General features: G+C 64.6%; 21 protein-coding genes and 1 tRNA gene. 11 read left to right on the top strand and 11 right to left on the bottom strand.

The genetic code is table 11. The features are described 5' to 3' along the window. Positions 1-18: 18 nt before the first annotated feature. A complete protein-coding gene (locus tag J4G32_RS17665) occupies positions 19-1,071 on the bottom strand; it encodes a lysylphosphatidylglycerol synthase domain-containing protein (RefSeq protein ID WP_210496936.1) in 1,053 nt (350 codons plus the stop codon). 252 nt (positions 1,072-1,323) lie between these two features. Between J4G32_RS17665 and J4G32_RS17660 the strand changes: the two genes are divergently transcribed. From J4G32_RS17660 to J4G32_RS17650, 3 genes are read left to right on the top strand one after another with little or no spacing between them, the layout of a single operon-like run. Continuing rightward, positions 1,324-2,715 carry a sensor histidine kinase gene (locus J4G32_RS17660; RefSeq protein ID WP_210496826.1) on the top strand — a complete coding sequence of 464 codons (1,392 nt, stop codon included), beginning with the start codon at positions 1,324-1,326 and terminating at the stop codon, positions 2,713-2,715. A 4-nt stretch (positions 2,716-2,719) separates the two neighbouring features. Further along, positions 2,720-3,265: a bifunctional adenosylcobinamide kinase/adenosylcobinamide-phosphate guanylyltransferase gene (cobU, locus tag J4G32_RS17655; protein WP_210496825.1), complete on the top strand. Its 546-nt coding sequence runs from the start codon at positions 2,720-2,722 to the stop codon at positions 3,263-3,265. Continuing rightward, positions 3,262-4,731 carry a cobyric acid synthase gene (locus tag J4G32_RS17650; protein ID WP_210496824.1) on the top strand — a complete coding sequence of 490 codons (1,470 nt, stop codon included), beginning with the start codon at positions 3,262-3,264 and terminating at the stop codon, positions 4,729-4,731. The genes cobU and J4G32_RS17650 overlap by 4 nt, the downstream gene beginning before the upstream one ends. A gap of 1 nt (position 4,732) precedes the next feature. Here the strand turns inward: J4G32_RS17650 and J4G32_RS17645 are convergent, their stop codons facing one another. After that, positions 4,733-5,593 (bottom strand): ABC transporter substrate-binding protein, encoded by an 861-nt coding sequence (locus J4G32_RS17645; RefSeq protein ID WP_246505210.1) that lies wholly within the window; start codon positions 5,591-5,593, stop codon positions 4,733-4,735. Then, a complete protein-coding gene (gene cbiB, locus J4G32_RS17640) occupies positions 5,586-6,605 on the bottom strand; it encodes an adenosylcobinamide-phosphate synthase CbiB (RefSeq protein ID WP_425515530.1) in 1,020 nt (339 codons plus the stop codon). The genes J4G32_RS17645 and cbiB overlap by 8 nt, the downstream gene beginning before the upstream one ends. Here cbiB and cobD point away from each other — a divergent pair. Continuing rightward, on the top strand, positions 6,597-7,586 hold the full coding sequence (gene cobD, locus J4G32_RS17635; RefSeq protein WP_343232675.1) for a threonine-phosphate decarboxylase CobD: 990 nt from the start codon (positions 6,597-6,599) through the stop codon (positions 7,584-7,586). The genes cbiB and cobD overlap by 9 nt on opposite strands. 316 nt (positions 7,587-7,902) lie before the next feature. Next, positions 7,903-8,925, top strand: a complete 1,023-nt coding sequence (locus J4G32_RS17630; protein ID WP_210496821.1) for a lysozyme family protein — start codon at positions 7,903-7,905, stop codon at positions 8,923-8,925. Here the strand turns inward: J4G32_RS17630 and J4G32_RS17625 are convergent. Beyond that, positions 8,880-10,190 (bottom strand): MFS transporter, encoded by a 1,311-nt coding sequence (locus J4G32_RS17625; protein ID WP_210496820.1) that lies wholly within the window; start codon positions 10,188-10,190, stop codon positions 8,880-8,882. The genes J4G32_RS17630 and J4G32_RS17625 overlap by 46 nt on opposite strands. A 149-nt stretch (positions 10,191-10,339) precedes the next feature. Next, the gene (locus J4G32_RS17620; protein WP_210496819.1) at positions 10,340-10,585 is read right to left on the bottom strand and encodes a hypothetical protein; all 246 of its coding nucleotides are present in this window, start codon (positions 10,583-10,585) and stop codon (positions 10,340-10,342) included. A 174-nt stretch (positions 10,586-10,759) separates the two neighbouring features. Here J4G32_RS17620 and ggt point away from each other — a divergent pair, with 174 nt between their 5' ends. The 3 genes from ggt (at position 10,760) to J4G32_RS17605 (ending at position 14,799) form a co-directional block, all read left to right on the top strand. Continuing rightward, positions 10,760-12,514 (top strand): gamma-glutamyltransferase, encoded by a 1,755-nt coding sequence (ggt, locus tag J4G32_RS17615; protein WP_210496818.1) that lies wholly within the window; start codon positions 10,760-10,762, stop codon positions 12,512-12,514. 45 nt (positions 12,515-12,559) lie between these two features. After that, a complete protein-coding gene (rfbD, locus tag J4G32_RS17610) occupies positions 12,560-13,453 on the top strand; it encodes a dTDP-4-dehydrorhamnose reductase (RefSeq protein WP_210496817.1) in 894 nt (297 codons plus the stop codon). 149 nt (positions 13,454-13,602) lie between these two features. Continuing rightward, positions 13,603-14,799 (top strand): O-succinylhomoserine sulfhydrylase, encoded by a 1,197-nt coding sequence (locus J4G32_RS17605; protein ID WP_210496816.1) that lies wholly within the window; start codon positions 13,603-13,605, stop codon positions 14,797-14,799. Positions 14,800-14,830: 31 nt separating this feature from the next. On the opposite strand, the gene J4G32_RS17600 is transcribed toward J4G32_RS17605, so the two are convergent. The 4 genes from J4G32_RS17600 to J4G32_RS17585 all read right to left on the bottom strand — a co-directional run bounded on the left by J4G32_RS17600 (position 14,831) and on the right by J4G32_RS17585 (position 19,329). Further along, complete coding sequence (locus J4G32_RS17600; protein WP_210496815.1) at positions 14,831-15,382, bottom strand: sugar O-acetyltransferase; 552 nt, start codon at positions 15,380-15,382, stop codon at positions 14,831-14,833. A gap of 58 nt (positions 15,383-15,440) precedes the next feature. Beyond that, a complete protein-coding gene (locus tag J4G32_RS17595) occupies positions 15,441-16,901 on the bottom strand; it encodes an amidohydrolase family protein (RefSeq protein ID WP_210496814.1) in 1,461 nt (486 codons plus the stop codon). A 672-nt stretch (positions 16,902-17,573) separates the two neighbouring features. Beyond that, the gene (locus tag J4G32_RS17590) at positions 17,574-18,083 is read right to left on the bottom strand and encodes an aminotransferase class I/II-fold pyridoxal phosphate-dependent enzyme (RefSeq protein WP_246505208.1); all 510 of its coding nucleotides are present in this window, start codon (positions 18,081-18,083) and stop codon (positions 17,574-17,576) included. A 628-nt stretch (positions 18,084-18,711) separates the two neighbouring features. Further along, positions 18,712-19,329: a TetR/AcrR family transcriptional regulator C-terminal domain-containing protein gene (locus tag J4G32_RS17585; protein WP_210496813.1), complete on the bottom strand. Its 618-nt coding sequence runs from the start codon at positions 19,327-19,329 to the stop codon at positions 18,712-18,714. Between the two features lie 76 nt (positions 19,330-19,405). Between J4G32_RS17585 and J4G32_RS17580 the strand changes: the two genes are divergently transcribed. After that, positions 19,406-20,359, top strand: a complete 954-nt coding sequence (locus J4G32_RS17580; RefSeq protein WP_210496812.1) for an alpha/beta fold hydrolase — start codon at positions 19,406-19,408, stop codon at positions 20,357-20,359. 259 nt (positions 20,360-20,618) lie between these two features. On the opposite strand, the gene J4G32_RS17575 is transcribed toward J4G32_RS17580, so the two are convergent. Next, a tRNA-Glu gene (locus J4G32_RS17575) sits at positions 20,619-20,694 on the bottom strand. 114 nt (positions 20,695-20,808) lie between these two features. Between J4G32_RS17575 and J4G32_RS17570 the strand changes: the two genes are divergently transcribed. Both J4G32_RS17570 and rpoH read left to right on the top strand, forming a co-directional pair. Continuing rightward, positions 20,809-21,801 carry an RluA family pseudouridine synthase gene (locus tag J4G32_RS17570; protein ID WP_210496811.1) on the top strand — a complete coding sequence of 331 codons (993 nt, stop codon included), beginning with the start codon at positions 20,809-20,811 and terminating at the stop codon, positions 21,799-21,801. 195 nt (positions 21,802-21,996) lie between these two features. Further along, the gene (rpoH, locus tag J4G32_RS17565; RefSeq protein ID WP_210496810.1) at positions 21,997-22,887 is read left to right on the top strand and encodes an RNA polymerase sigma factor RpoH; all 891 of its coding nucleotides are present in this window, start codon (positions 21,997-21,999) and stop codon (positions 22,885-22,887) included. Between the two features lie 75 nt (positions 22,888-22,962). On the opposite strand, the gene J4G32_RS17560 is transcribed toward rpoH, so the two are convergent. Beyond that, positions 22,963-24,099, bottom strand: coding sequence for a histidine kinase (locus J4G32_RS17560; RefSeq protein ID WP_210496809.1), 1,137 nt, complete (start codon positions 24,097-24,099; stop codon positions 22,963-22,965). Between the last annotated feature and the right edge of the window lie 26 nt (positions 24,100-24,125).

The following is a 24,125-nucleotide window of genomic DNA, read 5'->3' as shown; positions in this document are numbered from 1 at the left end:
TATGCGTAACGACTGGGATCAGGGCGACGCGTTGTCCGCCTCATCCTCATCCTGCCGGAAGGCAGCGCGCGACGACTTGATGCGGTTGCGGATTTCGTACGCCCCAAGGAACGCCAGGGCGACCACGAAGGGCACCAGATAATAGCAGAGGCGGTAGAGCAGCAAGGCTCCCAGAACGGGCTCACGGGGATAGCTCGACAAAGCCAGCAGGATTGTCGCCTCAAAGACGCCGAGGCCGCCAGGCGCGTGGCTTGCCACCCCCAGCATCACGGCGAAGATGTAGATCGCCACAAACGTTTCGAACCCGATATTGTGTCCGCCGGGAAGCAGCACGTAGAGAACGGCCGCGCCGGCGCAGACGTCGGCGGCTCCAATGAGCATCTGCGCGACCGTCAGGCGGAACCCCGGAAGCTCCAGACGCCAGCCTTGAATCTTGACCACGCGGCGCTTGAAGGAAACCCAGATGAGATAGCCCACCACGAGGAGGGCGGCCGCAAGGCCAACCAGCTGATTGACCCAGATATTGGTCCAGACGAGACTCGAGACTTCATCAGCCTGCCTGATCATGGTCCACGCCAGAACGAGCGCCATGCCGAGCCAGAAGGTCACGCCCGCGATGACCGTCAGGCTGGCCACTCTCCCGGCACTGAGCCCGCGAGGCGCGTAGATCCAGTACCGGACGGTGCCGGCCGTCAGGAGCGGGAACCCGAGAGTAAAGCTCACCGCATAGCTGGTGAACGAGGCAAGCGAGGTCGTGCGGTAAGGGATATGGACCTGAAGCTGGCGAAGCGCGATGGCGTCGTAGCAGGTCAAGAGGCTGTAGCTGACCGCCGTCAACAACACCGCCAGTCCGATCTGCCTTAAGCTCGCTGCCGTGAAGGCCGCCTTGAGCTCCGCAACGTCAATTCCCGACACCATATGCCACAGCACGACCAGAGACGCGCCGAACAGCAGCAGGCTTGCGGCCATCCCAATCCAGGCAAACCGGCGCGATCGTCTCTCGCGGGGATGAAGCGCCTCGGCAGACGTCATCTCCGGGGCGGGCGCGGGTCGAGGGCTCATATCGTTCATAGAAGAAAACCGGTTGCAAACGTTGAGGAGGCCGGACCCGATGCGGATGTGATCCTGCATCTAGTCGCTCCTTGCGAAAAGTGCCAGAGACGGGGAGATCAGATCATCCGTTCGCGCCCCACGCTCATCCCGTTGCCCTCCGGCTGGCGCAGGGTAATGTTGGGATTGGCGGTGCGGGCTCGAAAAAAAGCCCTCAACTGTGATTATAGTAAGGGCGGACCGCAGCTTTCTGCTGGTGCCAGGGGAACGCGGGTGAATTTCAACCATTCCGAGAGCCAGTTCGCAACCCTCGCAGAGCGGTTGCCGCAACTTGTGTGGTCCACCCGGCCAGACGGCTTCCACGACTATTTCAATCGGCAATGGTATGACTTTACCGGCCTGTCGCCGGAACAATCGGTGGGCAGCGGGTGGCGCAGCGCCGTCCACACGGACGATCTAAAAACGGTCGACTGGCTCTGGGCTGTGGCGCTTGCCGCGGGCGAACCCTACGAGGTCGAATACAGGATCCGGAGCGCGTCGGGCGCTTTCAGCTGGGTTCTGAGCCGGGGAATGCCGGATCGGAACGAGGCCGGGACTGTCCTGCGGTGGTTCGGCACCTGCACGATCATTGACGCCCAGAAGCAGGCGGAAGCCTCTCTGCGCGGGCTCGAGGAGCAGCACCGCCTTGCTCTCGATGCCGCCAGGCTGGGGACCTGGCGGGTCGAACGCGAAACCGGCACGGTCAGCTGGGACGAAGGCTGCTGCGCTCTGTTCGACATTCCGGCCGACGGCTTACGAAGCCTCCCCATCGATGAAGCCTTCGAGAGGGTGCATCCCGATGACCGCGACGCCGTTCGCGCACGCATGGAGGCGGCCCTCGCTCCCGGCTCGAACGGCGTCTATGAGGTTGAGTATCGCACCGTCCTCCAGGATGGATCGGTCCGCTGGACGCGCTCCAACGGCCGGGTGATCTATGTCGATGACTGTCCTGAGCGCCGTGTTGCCGGTCTTTCCGGTGTCATCGGGGACGTGACGCACCGGCGCTCTGTCGCGGAAGCGCAGGAGTTGCTGATGCGCGAACTCTCGCATCGGGTCAAAAACCTCTTCGCCATCGCCAACGGCATGGTGTCCATGACGGCGCGGACCGCCAAGGACACCAAGGAAATGGCCACGGCCCTGCGCGGACGCCTCAGCGCGCTCGCCCGTGCTCATGAGCTCGCGCAGCCGCTGACCGTCGGCGCCCCTTCGACGGGCGCTCGGGCCAGCCTCAGTCAGTTGATCGATGCCGTCCTCGCGCCGTATGTGGAAGCCGGCGGCAGTCAGGTGATCGCAGCGGGCCCGCCCGTGAGCGTGGGGTCGAATACCACCACGAGCCTTGCGCTGGTGCTTCATGAGCTGGCGACAAACGCCGCCAAGTACGGCTGCCTGTCGCGCCCGGAGGGCCATTTGACGATTCGTTGGACGGAAACCGAGACCGGGGTCGACCTGATCTGGGAGGAAACCGGCGGTCCGCCCCTGGAGGGCGCCCCGACCTTCGAGGGCTTTGGCACGCAGCTCGCTCTGCGCAGCGTCAGCGGTCAATTGGGCGGCAGTCTCGAGCGGGACTGGCGCCCTGACGGGCTGCATCTCCACATGATCCTGCCCTTCGATCGCCTGTCCCTGTAGTCGCATGGATCGGTACCGCAGCGCCTTGATTCTTGGCGGCGCCCGCTCGGGCAAGAGCCGGGTCGCCCAGCAGATTGCCGAGGCGGCCTCCGCCGAGCGCGTGTTCATCGCGACCGCGCAGGCGTTCGACGACGAGATGCGGGACCGCATTGCCCGGCACCAGGCGGACCGAGATATCCACTGGCGGACCCGGGAGGCGAGCCTCGACCTCGCCGATGCGATCCTTGCCGAGGCCGCGCCGGGACGGGCCGTCCTCGTCGATTGCCTCACCCTGTGGCTGTCCAATGTCATTCTGGCGGAGCGCGATCCGGGACCTGAGACCGAGCGTCTTGTCGACGCCGTGTCATCCGCCGCGGGCCCGCTGGTTCTCGTCTCGAATGAAGTCGGGCAGGGAATTGTCCCGGCAACGGCACTCGGCAGGCTTTTTCGCGACGCGCAGGGGCGACTCAACCAGCGCATCGCCGAGACCGCACAGGCGGTCGTGCTCGTGACGGCGGGCATCCCGCGCATGGTAAAACCCACGCCTGCATTTCGTCTCGACCTCGCATGAGCCTGCGGATCCCCGCCGTCATGATCCAGGGGACCGGGTCGAATGTGGGCAAGTCAATGCTCGTCGCCGGCCTGTGCCGCCTGTTCGCGCGCCACGGTCTGCGGGTGAGGCCGTTCAAGCCCCAGAACATGTCGAACAACGCCGCAGCCGTCGAGGGCGGCGAAATCGGCCGCGCACAGGCGCTTCAGGCCCGGGCGGCGATGATCGCGCCCCATGTCCACATGAACCCGGTCCTGCTCAAACCCGAGACCGATCGCCGGTCGCAGGTCATCGTCCAGGGGAAGCGTCACGGCCTGCTCGACGCCGCCACCTATCGCGACCGGGCCACCCTCCTGCCCTTCGTGCTCGACAGTTTTCGCCATTTGAGCGAGGGCGCGGACCTGATCATCGTGGAAGGCGCAGGCAGTCCCGCGGAGACCAACCTGCGCGCGGGGGACATCGCCAATATGGGATTCGCCCATGCGGCGGGGGTCCCGGTCGTGCTCGCGGGGGATATCGACCGGGGCGGCGTCATCGCGAGCCTTGTGGGAACGTCCGCCGTCCTCGACGCAGCCGACCGCAGCCAAATCCGGGGCTTTCTCATCAACAAGTTTCGCGGCGACGTCAGCCTGTTCCAAGAAGGCGTCAGAACCATCGAACAGCTGACGGGCTGGCCGTCGCTCGGCGTCGTCCCATGGTTTCCATCGGCCCACGCGCTGCCGGCCGAAGATGCTCTCGACATCGCGTCGTCCCGCCGTGCGGGGGCCGGGTTCAAGATCGCCGTTCCCGTCCTGCCGCGGATCGCCAATTTCGATGATCTCGACCCCCTTGCGCTCGATCCCGCCATCGACCTGGTGATGATTCCGCCCGGCACGCCGCTGCCGCTCGATGCGGACCTCATCATCCTGCCCGGCTCGAAATCCACCATCGCCGACCTCGCTTTCCTGCGAGCCCAGGGATGGCACATCGATCTTGCGGCCCATCGCCGGCGCGGCGGCGCGGTTCTGGGCTTGTGTGGGGGATACCAGATGCTGGGGCGCACGATCGCCGATCCCCACGGCGTGGAGGGCGATGCCGGAACCGTCGCGGGCCTTGGATTGCTCGCCGTCGACACCGTTCTAGGGCAGGACAAGACCGTTCGACCCATTCAGGCCCGCCACAGAGCAACCGGGACGCCATTTGCCGCCTACGAGATCCATCTCGGCCTGACCCAAGGCGAGGACACAGCGCGCGCGCCATTTAAGGTGGCCGGGTTGGATGAGGGCGCGGCCTCGGCCGACGGAAGGGTTATCGGAACCTATCTGCACGGACTGTTCACGGTAGACGCCTTCCGCACGGCGTTTCTCCAGGGCATGACACCGGACCAGCCCTTCGACGGCCTTCGCTACGACGAAACCGTCGAGGCCACGCTCGATGCCCTGGCGCTTCATCTCGACACGCATCTCGACACGCAAGCCATTCTGGCGATCGCGCGCTCGGCTGTCTAAGCTAGCGCAGGCTGGAACGGGCCTGTGCCGCCAGAGACTGGATCAGCGCCGGTGTCGAGGGTCCGCCGCAGATCGACAACCGACTATCGACAGACAGGCGGCGCGTCGAAGGGACCGCGGCGGCAAGGGCCGGGTGGGTGAGCAGGGCCGATCCGTTATCGATGGCCCTGCCAGACTCGTCATCGAGCAGGAGTGCGTCCGGCGGCGTCATGACGAGGGTCTCGAGGCGCACGATGCCGCCGCGCTCGAGGCCCAGGCTCTCCTGATGCGGGGAAAAGCCCAGATGGGTCAGGATCTCGCTCACCAGCGAGTCGGAAGCGGGCACCCAGCCGCGCCGATAATAGGTCAGGATCCGGCGTCCGGCCGGTACCGCATGGGCTGCGTCAGCAAGTGCGGCGTCGATCTCGCCGATCAGCGTTTCACCTCGCTCGGGATGCCCGAGGCGTCCGGCCACAAGACGGATCTGCTCGCGCCCATGGGCCAGCGAGCGCCATGGCTCAAGCGCCTGGACGTCGAACCCCCGGCGGCGCAGCAGCGCGGTCCGGGTCTGCTGGCCGAAGCTGCCGGTGAGGACGAGATCCGCGCCGCTGAAAAGGATGGACTCGCCCCGTCCGTCATTGGCCGTGAACCGGGTTGCCCCATCGGCCAGATACGACAGGGAGGCGTCCCGCGACAGGGGGCTGAGAGAGGCGATCTGCGCCGGGTCGGCCAACCGCAGGAGCAACTGATCGGCGCAGAGGTTGAGCGAGACGACCCGGGCCGGGCGCTCTTGCGCCGTCGCAGCCGAGATCGCCGCCAGGGTCAGCAGGAGGCCTGTGGCGAGCGCTCCCAGCAGGGGCGAAAGTTGTTTTGATTCACGCAAAGCCGGCGCCCCCCGTGACGAGCACGACGGCGATCACGAGGGCCTGAAGCGTGCAGGCGAGGCGATAGAGAGCCAGCGCGGCCAGAATATCCGAGGCCTCCGCCTCGGAGCGCCCATGCCCCATCCATCCGTCCTGGACCACCACACCGTCATAGGTGCGCGGGCCTGCAAGGCGCAGCCCGAGGGCTCCTGCCATCGCGGCCTCGGGCCAGCCCGCATTGGGTGAGCGATGGCGGGATGCATCCCGCCACACAGCCCTTGCGGCCTCGAGCGCGCTGCAGCCAGGGCGCAAGGCTGCCGCCGTCACGATCAGCAGGGCAGAGAGGCGGGATGCCGGCAGGTTGACCAGATCGTCGAGGCGGGCGGCCGCCCACCCATACGCCTCGTAGCGGGGCGAGCGGTGGCCGATCATGCTGTCAGCCGTGTTGATGGTCTTGTAGGCAACCGCGCCCGGCAACCCGGCGACGGCCAGATAGAGAACCGGCGCCACCACCCCGTCGGAGAAGTTTTCAGCCAGGCTTTCGATCGCAGCGCGAGCGACGGCGGCCCGGTCGAGGGTTTGGGGGTCTCGGCCGACAATATGCGCCACGGCCATGCGGCCTTCGCCGAGACTGGTCGACAGGCCGCTCGCCACCCGGCGGACGTGGTCGTGGAGACTCCGTTGAGCGATCAGGGTGCTCGCAAGAATGCCGAGAAGGATCACGGCCCCGCCCGCCAGCCAGCGGCTTGCGAGCGCCGACACCACCACGGCCGCCCCCACCGTGAGGACCAGCGTGGCGACAAGCGCTACAACTCCCCGAAATCGGCGGCTGGACGGCGAAAGCTCAAGACGGTTCAGAACCTGTTCGAGGCCGCCGATGAGGGAACCGAACCACGTCACCGGATGGCCGATCGCAGCATAAATCCGCGCCGGATAACCGCCCGCTGCCTCCACAGCGAGAGCTGTCAACGTGGTCGAAAGGGTGGCAAGAAAGAACGGCATCGGGTCAGGAGCATCCCAAGCGTGAAACATGGCGGCGACCTTCATGACGCAAAAGCGAAGTTCCCGGAAGCACCCGAACCCTGGATCGACCTGTCGACCGGAATCAACCCGCAGGCCTATCCGTTCAGCGCCCTTCCGCCGGAGGCTTCGGCCAGGCTGCCCGCGACCGGAGCCGTTCGAGACCTCGAGGCCATCGCGGCCCGTGCCTATGGCGCGGTCGATCCCGCGCAAGTGGTTGCAGCGGGCGGCACCCAGGCGCTGATCGAGCTTTTGCCGCGTCTTCGCCCCCCCGGCCGCGTCGCCATTCTCGGTCCGACCTATACGGAGCACGCCGAATGCTGGGCGCGTGCGGGGCATGTCTGCTTGCCCGCCGCTGATCTGGCCCAGGCGCTCGCGACCCGGCCGGACGTTGTCATTCTCGTCAACCCCAACAATCCCGACGGGCGCGTGATCCCCGGGTCCGATCTCGCCCGGGCCGCACAGGCGCTCCATGACAGGGCCGGCTGGCTCGTGGTCGACGAAGCCTTCGCGGATCTGGAAGACGGCGTCTCCGTCGTCCCGCGCCTCGGCCCGGCCATGATCGTCCTGCGTTCCTTCGGAAAAACCTATGGGCTGGCCGGAATCCGGCTCGGTTTTGCCATCGCGACCACGGTCATCGCCGACACGATCCGACCCCATCTCGGCTTGTGGTCGATTTCAGGACCCGCTTTGGCCATCGGGGCCGAGGCTCTGGCCGATCCGGCTTGGCTGCTGGCCCAGAAGCGAGCCCTGCGGCTGGTCTGCCACGAGCTTGACCATCTGCTGGTTGAAGCCGGGTTGACGATTGAGGGTGGCACATGGCTGTTTCGTCTCGCCCGTCACCCTGACGCCCTCACGGTCTTTTCAGACTTGGCCCAGGCCGGGATCTGGGTTCGCCCCTTCTCCCATGACCCGAACCTGCTGCGCTTCGGCATTCCCCTCCCCGAGGCCTTGCCGCGCCTCGCCACCGCGCTGGGCCAACGGGCGCGCTAACGTCACCCCCTTCATTCCGAGAGGCGACGGGTCGTCGCATCTGGCACAGAGTGTCGTCGAAAAGGTCAAGCTGACCTATTCTGAACACATCCGAACGTCAGGAGGCAGTACAGCTTACAAGAAACACGTATGGCATGCCACTTTGACAGGGGCACTGCGCCATCCCGTCGGGGGTTATTCTATGAAAGTCGAACTGACAGCGTTACATGACGCTTGCCAGCCAGAAATGTATTACGAATCCATTAACGGCAGCTCAGAGCACCGGTTCTCTTTGCCTCAACCAAACAACAGGCTCCGTTCTCTTCGCCGCGTGACCATGAGTGCCCTGGGCGCCCTCTGCGTCACGTTGGCCACCGCCAATGGCGCGAGCGGGCCAGCGGGCTCCATTCATACGCCGCTTCTGCTCGATCCGAATGCCTCTGTGGCAGCCTTGGAGCCGGCGCCCATCGACCTGTCGGGGCTGGCTCCTGTCGCGGGGGCGACGACTCCATGGCCGGCGGAAACGGCCTCGTCTGACGGTGGTCCAGAGGGCCCGGATCCCCTGGAAATCGTGAAGGTCGGTGCGGCGGCGACCATCCCGGATCCTCGTGGGGCCATGATTACAGGCATGACGGCCGACTGGGGCGACGACGGGTTCTCCGACAGCCAGCAGAGCCCAGGAGACGCGGTGCATTTCGGCGACCGCAGCGTGCCCCGCTGGATCGTCGATGCGATCTTGCGCGGGTCGGACACCACGGGCGTCGACCCGGTCTACATGATGGCGCTGGCCGACAAGGAATCGAGTTTCATTCCTCACAACAAGGCGGGGACGTCGTCAGCCGAGGGCCTGTTCCAGTTTATCACCGGCACGTGGCTCGAGGTCATCCGCACCTTTGGCGCCAAATATGGCTTCGAGGCAGAGGCCGACGCGATTCAGATGGTGGGGGGCCAACTCACGGTGGATGACGCGCGCATGCGCGAGCATATTCTCGGCTTGCGGCGCAACGCCTTCCTGTCGGCCTTGATGGCAGGCGAGATGAAGAAGCGCGACACAGCGACCATCGAGAGCAAACTGGGCCGCAAGATCAGCCGGTCGGAATATTATCTGGCGCACTTCTTCGGCGTCGACAGCGCCCGCAGGTTCATGAGCCTCGTCGACGACAAGCCCAAGCAGAGCGCTCCGCGTTTGTTCCCGGCCGCCGCGAAGGCCAACAAGGCGCTGTTTTTTGCCAAGGTCGGACGCAAGACGCGCCAGCTCAGCATTGCAGAAGTCTCCGCCAAGATCGACGACATGATTGATTCCCGGCTCGCCCGCTACGGCGAGGTGATGGGTTTGACCGTCGCGGGAGTCTCACTCTGACCTGACGGAGAACCGCCGGCGCCGGGCGACGCCGCCGCGTGTGCAGCCTCTGCGCGCGGCGTCAGCGACACGGCAGCTGAGCTCGACGGCGCGATGTCCGCAAAGCCGCCTTTGACCGGATCGCGGCGCCGGCGGCGAATTCTCAAAAGAACAAAGATCATCAGAATGATCGAGACAATGGCGGAGTACACGAAGAGCCCATCGGGACCAATCATGTCCATCGCCATCGCACCGAGCAGCGGCCCGATGGTGACACCGGTGGCCCATGAAAACAGGAGCGTCCCGACTGTCGAGACGATCTGATCCGGTTCGACAATATCGCAGGCATGCGCCACGCAGACCGAGTAGATGCAGAGCGCCGTTCCGCCCCAGGCCGCAAACGCGAACAGCAGGAGCGTCTGCGCCTCGTACATGCTGGCGAGGAGGATGCCGATTGACACCAAGCACGTGGCGCCCGCGAGCCCGGCGATGACGATCCGGCGATCCGAATGGTCGGATAGCCAGCCCAAAGGCCACTGCATCAGCAGACTGCCGGCCTGCAGGGCGAACAGCAAGGCGGCCGCCTTATCCTGACTGAGTCCGATGCTGACGCCGAAGACAGGCGTGATGGCGATGACCGGGCCGTTGATCAGCCCGACCGCGAAGGCACCGATCACCGCCGATGGCACGACGGAAAACAGGGCGCGCACGCGAATGCGCACCGTGCGCGGCGCCGGCGGCTCGGCCGTCGAGGTCGCGGCAATCGGCACGAGCGACAGCGACAACACCGCGCTCACCGCCATGAAGAGCCCGTCCATGCGGATATTGCCGAATGCAATTCCCAGCGGGGACAGCATGAGCGCGATCTTCGTGCACATCATGTAGATCGACAGAATCCGGCCGCGCTGCGACGAGTTCGCGCGCGCGCTGATCCATCCGTCGGTCACGGTGAAAATGCACGCGAACGTCATGCCGGATGCGCCGCGAAGGAGCGCCCACGCGAGAGTCGAATGCGCCTGCGTCATTGCAAGCACGAGCACGGCGACAATGGCCGCGAGGCTCGCGAAAGCCCGAATGTAGCCCACATGACGAATGAAGAGCGGTGCGAGAAAACAGCCCGATGAAAACCCCAGCCCGTAGGCTGCCGCCACGATGCCGATCGCGGAAATCGGCAGACCATCGGCCTGCATGCGCAGGGGCATCAGCGCCTGCAAAAGCCCATTTCCCGCCTGCAGCAAGGTTGCCGCAGCCGTGATGGTCCAGATGAGAGAAAATGAGGAGGTCACGGCCAAATCAGATGGAATTGACGCGGCGGGCGCCGCATCAGCCTACAAGATCGCACGCGATGTCAGAGATCAAGGGCGATTGCACGCAAACCTTGCCCGGGCAGTCGTTGGTGCGCTGCAAAATCAACGTCGATTCCGGCCGGCCGTGTTCAGACATGCAAGTCCGCGTGTGATGCCGATTTCTGGAACGTCGCAAACAGATAAAAGCCGTTGAAGCGGACGCCGGTGGCGGCGGCACGACCATCAAATCCCAGCGGAACACCGGCCGAATTTTCAATGCGGCCGTCAAACCTCCAGTGCGGAGCAACAAGAAAAGCCGGAACCGAGCGTTCTTCCGGCACGGCGCACGACAATCCGTCGGGGCCGGTATTGCGAAAGACGTTATAGGCGCACATGACGACCCTCCCCAAATTGCGAATCACGCTCTTGAGAACGCACACTGCCGAGAGACCGTGTCGGGACTATGAACGTCTCGGGGAGAAAAGGCGAATCACCCGGGTGGCCTTCCCGGTCAATTTCCGGTTAGCTTCCCGGAGCCGGAAAACCCGCTGATCTTGAGGAGATGTGCGATGGATCACCTTGCATGGCGTGCCTGCCGCCTCGGAGTTGCAGGCTTGATGGCGGCTCTCGTCTGGTCCGGCCCCTCGCAGGGACAGGCGCTGGCGCCCTCGCCGGAGGCGCCCACGGGCCGAACCGCCAAGACGATCTCGGCGGCGACCCGCGACATGGTGGCGGCCGCCAACCCTTTGGCGGCCCAGGCCGGGCGTCAGATTCTGGCCGCGGGGGGCTCCGCGGTCGATGCCGCCGTCGCGGTTCAACTCGTGCTCAACCTGGTCGAGCCACAAAGCTCGGGCATGGGCGGCGGGGCCTTCATGGTGCTCTGGGATGGTTCGGTCCTGACCACCCTCGATGGCCGCGAGACGGCGCCGGCTGCGGCGAAACCCGACCGCTTCCTCGGGGCCGACGGCAAGCCGATGAAATTCTACGACGCGGTCGTCGGAGGCCGCTCGGTCGGCGTGCCCGGGACCGTCAGGCTCCTGGAGACCGCGCACAAGAAGTGGGGCAAGCTCCCCTGGGCGCAGGTGCTGGCGCCCGCGACTACCCTTGCGGATACCGGTTTTACCATCTCGCCGCGCCTGAACGGCCTGCTGACGCAGGAAAAGTATCTCGCGGCCGATCCCCGGGCGCGGGACTATTTCTATGATGCGGACGGCAAGCCCAAGGCCGTCGGAACGGTCCTGAAGAACCCGGCCTTTGCCACGACCCTGCGCACACTCGCGGACAAGGGCGCGGATGCCTTCTACTCCGGCGACATCGCAGCCGACATCGTGGCCTCCGTCACCGGCCACCCCACCAATCCCGGCGACATGACCCTTGAGGATCTCAAGGCCTACAAGGTCGAAGAGCGGCCGGCCCTGTGCGGCAAATACCGGACCTACAAGGTCTGCGGCATGGGTCCCCCGAGTTCCGGCCAGATCGCCGTGCAGCAGATTTTGGCAACGCTGCAGGAGACCGACATGGCGGCCCTCAAGCCCGGGCCTGATGCGGTGCACTGGGTTTCCGAGGCTGGTCGCCTCGCCTTTGCGGATCGGGGTCTCTACGTCGCCGACCCAGCCTTCGTGAGCGTCCCCGTGCGGGGCCTGACCGATCCCGGCTACCTGAAGAGTCGGGCTGCGCTGGTCGACCCCAATCGGTCCATGGGCAAGGCCAAACCGGGAGATCCGCCGTTCCAGAAGGCATTTCTCTGGGGCGCGTCGGAGGGAATCGAATTCGGCACGAGCCATATCTCGATCGTCGATCGCAATGGCAACGCGGTGTCCATGACCACCACCATCGAGGACGGGTTCGGCGCGCGGGTCATGACCAAGAGCGGGTTCCTGCTGAACAACGAGCTCACCGACTTCTCCTTCTCGCCTGTCGAGGATGGCAAGCCGGTGGCGAACCGGGTCGAGCCTGGCAAGCGTCCGCGCAGCTCGATGGCCCCCACGATTGTTTTCGATAGCAACGACAAGCTTTATGCGGTCGTCGGCTCTCCCGGCGGCAGCCTGATCATCAACTACGTGGCGAAGGCACTTGTCGGGCTCCTGGATTGGAAACTCGATCCGCAGGTCGCAGCGGATCTTCCCAATGTGGGCAGTCGCAATGGCCCGACGGAACTGGAAGCCGGCACCGAGGCCGCCGACTGGAAGGCCGGGCTCGAGGCGAAAGGTCACGAGGTCAAGCTGATCGACCAGAATTCCGGCATCCACGCGATCGTTGTGACGCCCGCAGGGCTCGTGGGCGGTGCGGATAGCCGTCGCGAAGGCGTGGCGATCGGCAACTGATCGCTCGCCATTATCTCTCCCTCTCTCAGAAGGTCCTGAATTTCAGTGCGTGTCGTCGTCATCGGCCAGACCGGCCAGGTTGCCCAGTCGCTTTCCGAGCGCGCGTCCTCTCATGGGGCGATCGTCACCCTCGTCGGTCGCCCGCAGATCGACCTCGCGGATCCGTCCGGCATCGGCGATGTCCTCGCGGAGATCGGCGGCGACATCATCGTCAACGCGGCGGCGTATACCGCAGTCGATCAGGCTGAGTCCGAGGGCGATCTGGCAGAAGCCATCAACGGAATCGGTGCGGGCGCGGTGGCGGGAGCCGCGGCGTCCCTGAGGATCCCGATGGTGCAGATCTCGACCGACTACGTGTTCGACGGCCAGTCTCCCCAGCCCTATCAGGAGACGGACCGGCCGCACCCGCTCGGCGCCTATGGGCGCTCAAAACTCCTCGGAGAAGTGGCGGTCGCGTCGGCCACGGACGACTATGCAATCCTGCGCACAGCCTGGATCTACAGCCCCTTCGGCAAGAACTTCGTCAAGACGATGCTTCGTCTTGCTGGCGACAGGGACGAGATCCCGGTCGTTGCCGATCAGGTTGGCGCGCCCACGTCGGCGCTCGATATCGCGGACGGGATCCTGGCCGTCTGTCGCAACCTCATCGACAGCCCGGGCCGGGCCGATCTGCGCGGGATCTTTCACATGACGGCCGCCGGCTCGGGAAGCTGGGCAGACCTCGCGGCCGAGACCTTTGTGCTTTCCCAGAAATGGGGCGGGCCGCACGCCCGTGTGCGACCCATCACGACGGCTGATTATCCGACGCCTGCACGGCGACCAGCCAATGCCCGCCTCGACTGCACCAAGATCGCGGCTGCTCATGGGGTCAGACTGCCGCCCTGGAAGGCATCCTTGGAGCCCGTCATCCGGCGTCTTGTGGGAAGGGCGGAAGGGTGACCAGCTCCTGATCGGCCGCAGGCTCGCCGTGGAACGACACTCCCCTCAGCGGGCGGCCGAGGGGATGATTTTCGCCAAAAGACACGGAAGCCGGTTCATCCTGCTAAAAAGACGATTGTTCTTTTTAAAGAACGTGCCTAACATTGCGCATGACACATCGTTCGCCCCTGGCCCAAAAGTTGCACCTCGACACCCGCCTCGTCCATGACGGCCAATTGCGGAGTCCGTTCGGCGAGACCTCAGAGGCCCTGTTCCTGACGCAAGGGTTTATCTACGACACAGCGGAGAGTGCAGAGGCCCGGTTTCTCAACGAGGAGCCTGGCTACAGCTACACCCGCTATTCCAACCCCACCACCACCATGTTCGAGGAGCGCATGGCCTCGCTCGAGGGTGCCGAGACCGGGCGCGCCACCGCGACCGGGATGGCCGCCGTGACTGCCGCCATGATGGGGCAGGTGAAGGCAGGCGATCATGTGGTCGCCGCCCGCGCGCTGTTCGGCTCCTGCCGCTGGGTCGTGGAGGACCTGTTGCCGCGGTTCGGCGTCGGGTGCACGCTCGTGGATGGTTCCAATCTGGACGAATGGCGGCAGGCGGTGACGCCCGCCACCAAGGCCTTCCTGCTCGAAACGCCGTCGAATCCCAGCCTGGAGATCATCGACATCGCCGCGGTGGCGGAGATCGCCCATGCGGCCGGCGCCACACTCACCGTCGACAACGTCTTCGCCACGCCCCTCTTTCAGCGGCCCCTCGCCCTCGGGGCGGATTGCGTGGTGTATTCAGCCACGAAGCACATCGACGGTCAGGGCCGATGTCTCGGCGGCATCATTCTCGCGTCCGTTGATTTTATCGAGACGCACGTCCAGCAATTCCTGCGCATGACCGGCCCATCGATTTCGCCCTTCAACGCCTGGGTGCTCCTGAAGGGCCTCGAGACGCTTCCGATCCGCGTCGAGCGCCAGACGGCGACCGCTGGTTTTCTGGCGGACTACCTGGCAGGGCACGACAAGGTCGCCCGCCTCACCTATCCGGGCCGCGCCGATCATCCCCAGGCCGATCTCATCGCGCGCCAGATGACGGGTGGTTCGACGATGCTCGCGCTCGAAGTCGAAAACGGTCGCGCCGGTGCCTTCCGGTTCTTGAACGCCCTTGCGTTGATCCGCATCTCGAACAATCTCGGCGATGCGAAGAGCCTCGTGACGCATCCTGCCACCACCACCCACCAGCGATTCACCGAGGAGCAGCGCGCCGAAATGGGCATCCGCGACGGCCTTGTGCGCTTGTCCATCGGGCTCGAGCATCGAGACGATCTGATGGCCGATCTCGAACGCGCCCTGGCTGAGGTCTGACGCCCGGCCATCCGACCTCCGTCGCAAGGCTTCAGCCGCGAATCCGCGCCGGATTTCCCACCACGGTCGCGCCCGCCGGCACGGACCGCGTCACCACGCTGCCGGCGCCGATGATCGCGTCATCGCCAATGGTGACGCCCGGCAGAATGATGGCGCCGCCGCCAATCCACACATGGGCGCCGATCACGACGGGACGTCCGAATTCCAGACCCGCACGCCGCTGCAGCGGGTCGCGCGGATGATCTGCCGTATAGACCTGCACGGCCGGACCGATCTGCGTCCCGGCGCCAATCGTGATCCTCACGACATCGAGAAACACGCAGTTGAAATTGACGAAGGACCCGGCTCCAAGCTCGATATTGAATCCGTAATCACAGTGAAACGGCGGCCGAATGACAGCGTCGTCCCCAACCGAGCAGAGCCGCTCCGCCAGGATCCCGCGCAGAACCTCTGGCGCTTCTCCAGTCGCGGCATGAAAACGCCGCAACCACACGCTCGTCTCCAGCAGTGCATCTTGAATCTCTGCCGCGCCCGCGTGGTACAGATCACCCGCGAGCATCTTGTCTTTCTCGCTTCGTGTCACGCCAAGGCTCCCCCGCCTTCGCCACGCTCGCGTTGGTGAGCGTGGCAAGAGGCCCTTGTTATTTGAAGTAGCCCATCTTCAAGAGTTCAACATACATGCGCTCGACGGCCTTTCCCCCACGCTCGACGATGCGTGCTTCGTCATCCACCACGAAGACGTTGTCGTGGACCTGGAAGTAGCCGTCCGTCATGACGTTTCTCACGTTGGCACCCGACGCATAGAGCAAGTTCCACAGCGGCCGCGGGGACATCGCGCCGCCGCCGACAAGCGGGCTGGTCACATCGATGGTGATGAGATCGGCCTTGGCCCCGACGGCAATTCGTCCGAGGTCGGGCCGGCCGAGAACACCTGCCGGAATCGCCGTCGCGCCATTGACGGCCTGTTCGATCGTGGGCCGCGTGAGGGGCACCTTGCTGGTCTTCCCGATCAGCCCATGGCGCGCCTGTCCATGGATGACGGCCATCTTCACGTTCTCGACCATGTCGTTCGAATGCGAGTCGATCGCGGGCCCGCTCTTGACGCCCGCGGCGAGCGCCTCGGGCCACGGCTGCGGCGTGCCGCCGGGGCCACCGCCGGATGGGCACGTGGCGAAGAAGACGTTGTTCTCTGCGAGGATCTTGAGGTCGTTCTCAAGATCGAGTCCGCTCATATGCGCGGCGAAAACCGGCACGTCATAGAACCCGAGCTGCTTCAGCCACGCTGCGGGCGTGACGCCCCACAATTTCTTCACCCGCTGTGTCTCGGTGTCGGATTGCGAGAGGTGAAGGTGAATGCCGTTGCCGAGTTCCTTGGCGGCCTCCAGGATCTTTCCCATCGTCTCGGGCGTGTGCGTGTCCGTGGCATGCGGCGCCATGTTGGGCCGTATCCGCCCGTCTTCCGAGCCGTTGTAACGCAGCCCGAATTGCCTGTTGGCCTCGATTTCCACCAGCGTATCCGGAACGGAATCGTAGAGCGCCTTGTCGTCCTTTCGCCCCCAGACTGGAAACAGGCGCTCCACACCCGGGATCATGCCACTGGGATAGCCGCGCGCGGCCCAGCGGGAGGCGACGCGCACGTAGGAGTAGGCGCGGCGGACGTTGTGATCCTGGTTGACGATCGTGGTCACGCCAGAACGCAGCAATTCGAGCAGATTGAACGCCATGAGATCGTCCATCGTCTCATCGTCGAAAGCCTCTACGACCGCGTGCGGCGCCGCAGTGCCGCCCCCGCCATCGATCACGGCGCGGGTGTAGGACCCGATGGAAACGTGCGTGTGTCCGGAGATGAAGCCCGGTAGCAGAAGATGTCCGCGCGCGTCGATGCGGCGCGTATCGCCGCGGATCGGATCGGTGCTGATCTCGACGATCCGATCGTCGCGCACCCTGACCGACACGTTACGCTTGATGACCGGCGCATCGTTCTCCCAGATCAGCGCCGATCCGGCCTCGATGATGCAATCACGGTGCGGCGGCTGGTTCGTGCGTGACGGCCATCTTGCCGATGGCGCCTGCGCGATCGCCTGACCCGAGGCGCCGATCATTCCAGCTCCTGCAACGCCCGCCATCATGTGACCAAAGGCCTGTCGTCTCGTCAGCCGAGAGCCCTCATAAGCTCTGGTCGGATCGCCACACGCTTTGCATGAACACTCAAAACCTGTGGCAATCGATTCGAGACACTCAATCGAACTCCGGACCTGCATCGTTATGATCTCCTTGGATTCTTCTGGCGTGACGCGATGTGCGTAAATATTCCTCTAGGGTGGCATCAAAGCCGCGCGGGAGCAAATGCGCATCGCACGCATCACCTCATGAGGATCCTGCGCAGCACGATCACGCAATGACGCAGCCTGCTTCTGGAAGGGGCCGCCAGCATTTCGTTCCGGAGGCGAAGGCCGCGACAGCCACGCCGGCGATCGTCGTGAAACGCAGCATGCGAGCACGGGGCATTAACGCATCTCGAAATCGGCCACGTACGGGGAGTCCCACCTGCGCACCGTCGCCGGCGTATCCCAGGTCCGCTCATCGCGCGGTCGATACCTGGCTCTTCTGCAGAGGCACGAGACCTGACCAAAGTCTTGGAGGGCAGACGCCCGCGCAGCCTGACTTCACCGCCCTGCAGGCAATCGCGGTCACGGCATAAACAGCGCCGAGGTCGACGTTGTGATAGCCCCGAAACAGATCACCTCAACCGAGCCAGCTCTTAAACCCCAGACTCACGACACATGGTAGCAGACTGGTTTGCTAAGCGTTCTGATGCTTGTACAGATCGACCATCTCGACAATCCGACGTGCTGCCTCCACGGCGCTTCCGCGATCCTGCGAGAGTTCAGGCGGATGCTGCTCTCGTGCGGACCGAACTCCATACCTGGAGTCACGATCACGTTCGCCTGATGACGGAGCAACCGGATGAAATCGAACGGAGACACGGCGAGAGGCGGGAGTGTCGGAAAGAGATAGCTTCCGGCCTGCGGGCGCCGCGCCGAGAGGCCCGCTGCCAGAAAGATCGCCAGAATTTCGTCGCGAATTCTCTGGTGTTCCGCCACCCTTCGCTGCATCCAGCCAGCGGGCTCTCCGAACCAGGACCGGAGAACGGCCTGATTGTAACCGGCCGCCCGCGGCGACACGATCGCTTGGAGCTTCTCCATCCTGTCGATGATGGCCGGCGCTCCGAATGCGACGCCAAGGCGGTAACCGCTTAGGGACTCGGTCTTCGACGGCCCCATGATCGTGAGGGCCGCCGGTCATCTCTCGGCGGCTTCTATACCAGCCCCGACCTGGGAAAGGAAAACCGGTGCGATCTGCACCCGCGGTGGAGCCCGGACGGAACGCAGGTCTGCATCGACTCGATCCACGAGGCGCGGCGCCGGCTTTATGTCGTCGATGTCAGCTCGATCGTGACAGGTACGGGACGCTGAGCGGCGATCCAGCCTGTTTCCACGACTTCGTGGCGGCGAACTCGGTCACCGCCAAAGCACAGCCGATTCGCCGGCGCTTCGGCCTGCGTACGAGTAAATCAATCCGACATCGCGGCCCTTCAAAATGTCATTTGAACGAGCATGGCAATTTCCACAGTAGCGTCATGGAGACGCTGCTCACATCTGGAAAGCGGTTGCTTTGGCAAGCTCGCTAGCGCGGGCGATCCGCGGAGGCATGTCGACATCCGAGGGGGTCAGAGAGAGCCTGGCTCGCGCGGCCGTACGCGGCAAGACCGCGACGGTGGAGTTTGGCGCCAGCTATTGATTTCTAACCGGTGTGAGGGTCGTCCGCCTGGCGGCACGAGCGGTCCTTGACTGCAAGAGCTCGGCCCTTGAGTCTGCCCATCACCTCGCCTGCCGACCAGCGACCGCGGCTCTACGATCGCGTGCGAAGCTCAGTCTCGGCACCGTTGAGGATGAGGGCCAAGCCAGCATCAAAATCGTCATCGTAGCTGCCGATCCAGTATTGCGCGTGAGCCGCGCTGAGATTGGGATAGTCTGCGAACGACGCATCCGTGCCCGTCTCCCTTGGCGGATTGGCCTGTTCCGCCTGCTGTTCCAGCACCGAACCAACAGTGAAGCGCGAAAGCGTCACCAGAATCCTTAATGCGAGTAAGCTCGGGAACCCGGCATCGACGAGGCACTTTAATTGCACTTCCGCCATCGGCATATCCGGTTCCGCGGCTAGCGATCCAGCATGCACACGCGCCCCGTCGCGGTGTGAAAGAAGGGCGCGACGGAAGCTTCTGACATTTGCCGTCAGGTAGCTGCGCCAATCGTCGTCCGCGGCGGGCAGTCGATCGGTATGTTCCGCCTCCAGCATCTTCGCGTTCATCGCGTCCACCAGCAGCTGCTTGGTCTTGAAGTGGTAGTAGAGCGTAGGCTGCTGCACGCCGAGGCGCTCGGCCAGCCGCCGCGTGGTCAACTGGTCGAGCCCGGCTTCATCAAGCAGTTTCAGCGCTTCGGCGACGATCAGGTTCCGCTCGATTTTCATTGCTTCCGCATGCTTCTCCGAGAGACTCTTTGCAAAAGCATTCTATCGATGATAGACAATCTATCAACGATAGAATTTGGACCCCAAGATGCGCCCGCTGTCAGAGACCGCCGGATACCGGCAACACTGGGTAGAGGCGAATGGACAGCGCCTGCGCGCCGAGACCTTTGGTCGACCAGAATGCCCTGCCGTCCTCCTGATTATGGGCAACAGCGCCCCTGGTCTCGTATGGCCAGATGGGTTTTGCCGCAGCTTGTCGGAACGCAATCGATTTGTGGTGAGGTTCGATCAGCGCGATACGGGGCTCTCGAGCTATGTCGACTTCGCAGCTTCGCCCTATACGCTCGACCACCTCGTTGACGACGCAGTCGCGCTTCTTGATGCGCTGGGCATCCGAAGGGCGAATTTGGTAGGACTGTCGCAGGGCGGAGTGGTCGCCTACCGGATGGCGATGCGCGCACCTGAACGGTCATCGGCGCTGACTGTGATGATGTCGTCGGCCGACCTCAGGCCCAAGAACGACGCCTTTACTGGCGCGCCCGTGCGCGAAGGGGAACTCCCCCGGCCGGCGCGTTCCTATGTGGACGCCGTCATCGCGCTGAATTCCGTTGCATCGGCGTCCGACAAAGAAGTGGCACATAACTTCGTCGAGAATTTCCGTCTGGCAAAGGGCGCGCTTTCGCCGTTCAACGAGGATGACTGGTTCCAGATGGGCCGAGCGATGGCAGCGCTACCGACGCTTCGTGAGGATCGGCTTCAGGCAAGGCTTGCTAACCATAGCAATCACAGCAAGGCCCAGATGGCGACACCCGCGCTGACGCCGGCGGACCTTCGCAACCTAAAGCTTCCGGTTCAACTGATCCACGGCGCCCAGGATCCGGTCTTTCCGATGCCGCACGCGGACTGGGCGGCCAAGCAGATTCCCAACTCTGAACTGGTGGTCATCGATCGTATGGGCCACGCGCTCGACCGGGCGTTCTTCGACGAGATCATCACGGCAATGACCGACTTCTGGCGACGGCGGACCTGACACGCCCACCTCCTGCCGCCCGCGGGCCGGTTGAACCCAGGCCGCAACCCCGCCTCGGTGCCCAGCTTAGTTCCGGAAGATCTGGGGAGAAGGGCGCACCCGACACGATTCGAACGTGCGACCTTTGCCTTCGGAGTACAGCGCTCTATCCAGCTGAGATACTGGTACTGGCGATCTAAACTCGCGCACTAATCCTGAAAAAACCGCTGGCTAACTCAATTGGCTAACCGCCACAGAAGGGCTTGAATACAAAAACCTTTGGCGCTCCCTAGGGGAATCGAACCCCTGTTTTCGCCGTGAGAGGGCGACGTCCTAGACCGCTAGACGAAGGGAGCTAGCAAGGTTGAGGCCGCTCGTATAACCAGCCTTGTGAACCCCCACAAGCCCTAGCGCTTAAAAAAGGCCACCGCAGGCGGCGGTCAGTGGGGGCCGACAGGAATGAGGACACGGTGAGCGGCGAAACGCACAGGGACTGGACGATCGCGCCCGAGGAACCACTCGAGCGGCTGGACCGGGTTGCGGCGCGGGTCTGGGCCGATCTTTCGCGCTCCCGCCTGCAGGTTCTGATCCGGGAAGGCCGCGTGTCGGTCGACGGGGTGGTGGCGCACGATCCCAACCTCAAGGTCGGGGCCGGCACCCGTCTCGACCTGATCGTACCGGAGGCGGTTGCTCCGGAGCCGCAGGCGGAGGCGATCGCCCTGACGATCGTCTACGAGGACGACGATCTCATCGTCATCGACAAGCCCGCAGGGCTCGTCGTTCATCCCGCAGCGGGACATGCCTCGGGCACCCTCGTCAACGCGCTCATCGCCCATTGCGGCGAGAGCCTGTCTGGCATTGGCGGTGTCAAGCGACCGGGTATCGTCCACCGGCTCGACAAGGACACCTCCGGTCTGCTCGTGGTGGCCAAGAACGACCGTGCGCACAAGGGGCTGGCGGATCAGTTCGCCGATCACGGCCGCACCGGCCCCCTGGAGCGGGCCTATCTTGCCATCGTCTGGGGCGTTCCGGAACGCGGCAAGGGCATTGTCGATGCAGCCCTGGCGCGCGGAGCCCACAACCGCGAGAAGATTGTCGTCGTCACCGGCGAGAGCGGGCGCTTTGCGCTGACGCATTACAGCGTCGTCGAATCATTGCCGCCGGTGGATCCGGTGGCAGCCCTCGTGCGCTGCGAGCTCGAGACCGGCCGCACGCACCAGATCCGCGTGCATATGGCGCATATCGGCCATCCGCTCCTAGGCGATCAACTCTATGGCTCGGGCTTCAAGACCAAAGCGAACCGCCTGTCTGACACGCAACAGAGCGCCCTGACGGCCCTGCGGCGCCAGGCGCTTCACGCAACCGTCCTGGGCTTCGAACACCCTGTGACGGGTGCGTTCCTGCGGTTTGAGAGTCCGCTGCCGGACGACATGGCGAGGCTGTTGGAAAGCTTGCGACTCTAGGGCCTCATCGCAGGTGTCACGAAACCGCGAGGAGCCCGCACCTGCGGCCTCGGCTCGCGTTCTCTCTGTCCTTTGGAGGCTCGCCTCTATTCGGACACGGTCTCGCGGAGTATAAGAAAAGGGCGCGTCCTGCCGCGACAGGAGGACGTTTCGGGCTTGCCTCATGGGACGAGGGAGCCACAGGAGGATGTAACGATGGCCGCAGCACTTCCGGTGCTTGCTACCGAAGGGGGGCTTTCACGGTATCTCGACGAGATCCGGAAGTTCCCGATGCTCGAACCGAGCCAAGAATTCATGCTCGCCAAACGCTGGCGCGAGCAGGGCGACCGCGACGCTGCCCACAAGCTGGTCACCTCCCATCTGCGTCTCGTGGCCAAGATCGCCATGGGCTATCGCGGCTATGGGTTGCCGATCGGCGAAGTCGTGTCTGAAGGGAATGTCGGCCTGATGCAGGCCGTCAAGCGCTTCGAGCCCGACAAGGGCTTCCGCTTGGCCACCTATGCCATGTGGTGGATCAAGGCAGCGATCCAGGAATACATCCTGCGCTCCTGGTCCCTTGTGAAAATGGGCACCACCGCCAATCAGAAGAAGCTGTTCTTCAATCTCCGCAAGGCGAAGGGCCGCATCTCGGCGCTCGAAGAGGGTGATCTGCACCCCGACCACGTCAAGACCATCGCCAAGCAATTGGGGGTGAACGAGCAGGACGTGGTGGACATGAACCGCCGCCTGAGCGGCGATTCCTCGCTCAACTCGCCCTTGCGCGAGGAGGGCGAAGGGGAGTGGCAGGATTGGCTGGTCGATGGCAGCGAAAGCCAGGAGCAGCTCCTCGTGAAGGAGGAGGAAGGGCAGAACCGTCTCTCCGCCCTGCGCAATGCCTTGTCGGTCCTCAATCCGCGCGAGCGCCGCATCTTCGAGGCTAGGAGGTTGTCGGATGACCCCATTACGCTCGAGGATCTGTCGACCGAATTCGGCGTCTCGCGGGAGCGCGTTCGGCAGATCGAAGTGCGCGCCTTCGAGAAGATTCAGGAAGCGGTGAAGAAGAACCTCGCTCAGATCGAGCAGCCGGTCGAGCAGGAGGCTCACTGACAGCCCGATCGCGCTGCGGCGCCAGTCTGAAAGCCTCACAAAAAGCCGCGCGTCAGGCGCGGCTTTCGTTTGCCGTCACCGCCATTGGCCGAAGGCGCGGGTCAGGACCTGCTCGCCGGACGCACCCTTCTCGAAACTGAGAATGGCGCGCTGTCCGGACGCCATGCGCACGGGCAGATCGATCCAGTTGCGGCGCACGAGGAGTTCGGTGTTGCGTTCGACATCACCGGAGAGATTTGACAGGCCAATCAGGAACAGGTTCTCGCGGACAGGGACTGGAAGGCCGGCCACCGGCGTTCCGCGCGCTGCTTCCTCATCCTTGAACTGCAGCAATCCCGCGTCCCGGATCACGCGACCGCTGTCCCCGGCGCGCGTGGTGAACGACAGTTCCACCGTGTGAGAGGCCGGCAGCGTCGTATCGAGGTTGCGGCGCAGCAGCATCTTCATGGTCAGGCCCGCATCGGGAATATCCACGCTGGCGCTGACTGCGGTATCGAGGGGCTGGCCCTGTCCGGCACTGACATCCTCGAGACGCCAGACAACCCGGCCGGTCTGCGCCTTGGGCGTCGAAGGGGTCGCCGGATCCTCCTCATAGAACACCGCCCGCTGGGCCACGCCGACCTCCTGTCGGGGTGCCGGAGCGGAAGGCGCAGGCGCGGCCGGGCCGCCGACCCGTTCGGTCGTCTTGGCCGCATCGGGGGCAGCCTGCGGCGTCTGCGCGACAGTGGTCTCGGGGGTGAGATTCTCAGGCTTGTCGCGTTGCCAGAACGCCAGACCCGCAATCGCGGCAATCACGAGGGCCAGCACGCCGCCGAGCAAAACGGTGCGCCCGCGCCGATCCTGGTTCATGCCGGGATGAGGCCTGCTCTCCACACGGGGCCGCTCGACGACGTCCGGCTCGGGCGGCCGGGATGCCGCCGCGACGGCGCTCTCATAGGGAACGGGCGCAGGGCGCGGGACGGCGGGTGAGGCGACCGGAAGGTTCGCGGTCGCGGAAAGCGGCGCGGCAAAATCGGACTCGACGCGCTCGATTGCTTCGTTGAGGGAAACCCGCTCGATCTCGATATCGCGCTCGGAGAGGGGTGGTTCCATCGCCCGCAACTGCCCCAGCAGGGCCGTGCGCGCGCGCTCATAAACTGCGCGGCGCGTTTCGGGTGAGGTGTCGGACAGACCTTCGACGGCCCGGGCGATGAGGGGATAGTAATCAGCCATTTGACCTCGGATGGCCCGCGATGATG

The sequence above is a fragment of the Microvirga antarctica genome, assembly GCF_017921815.1.
Taxonomy (GTDB): domain Bacteria; phylum Pseudomonadota; class Alphaproteobacteria; order Rhizobiales; family Beijerinckiaceae; genus Microvirga; species Microvirga antarctica.
The sequence above is the reverse complement of the archived record's forward strand: the minus strand, read 5'-3'. Positions and strand labels throughout refer to the sequence as shown.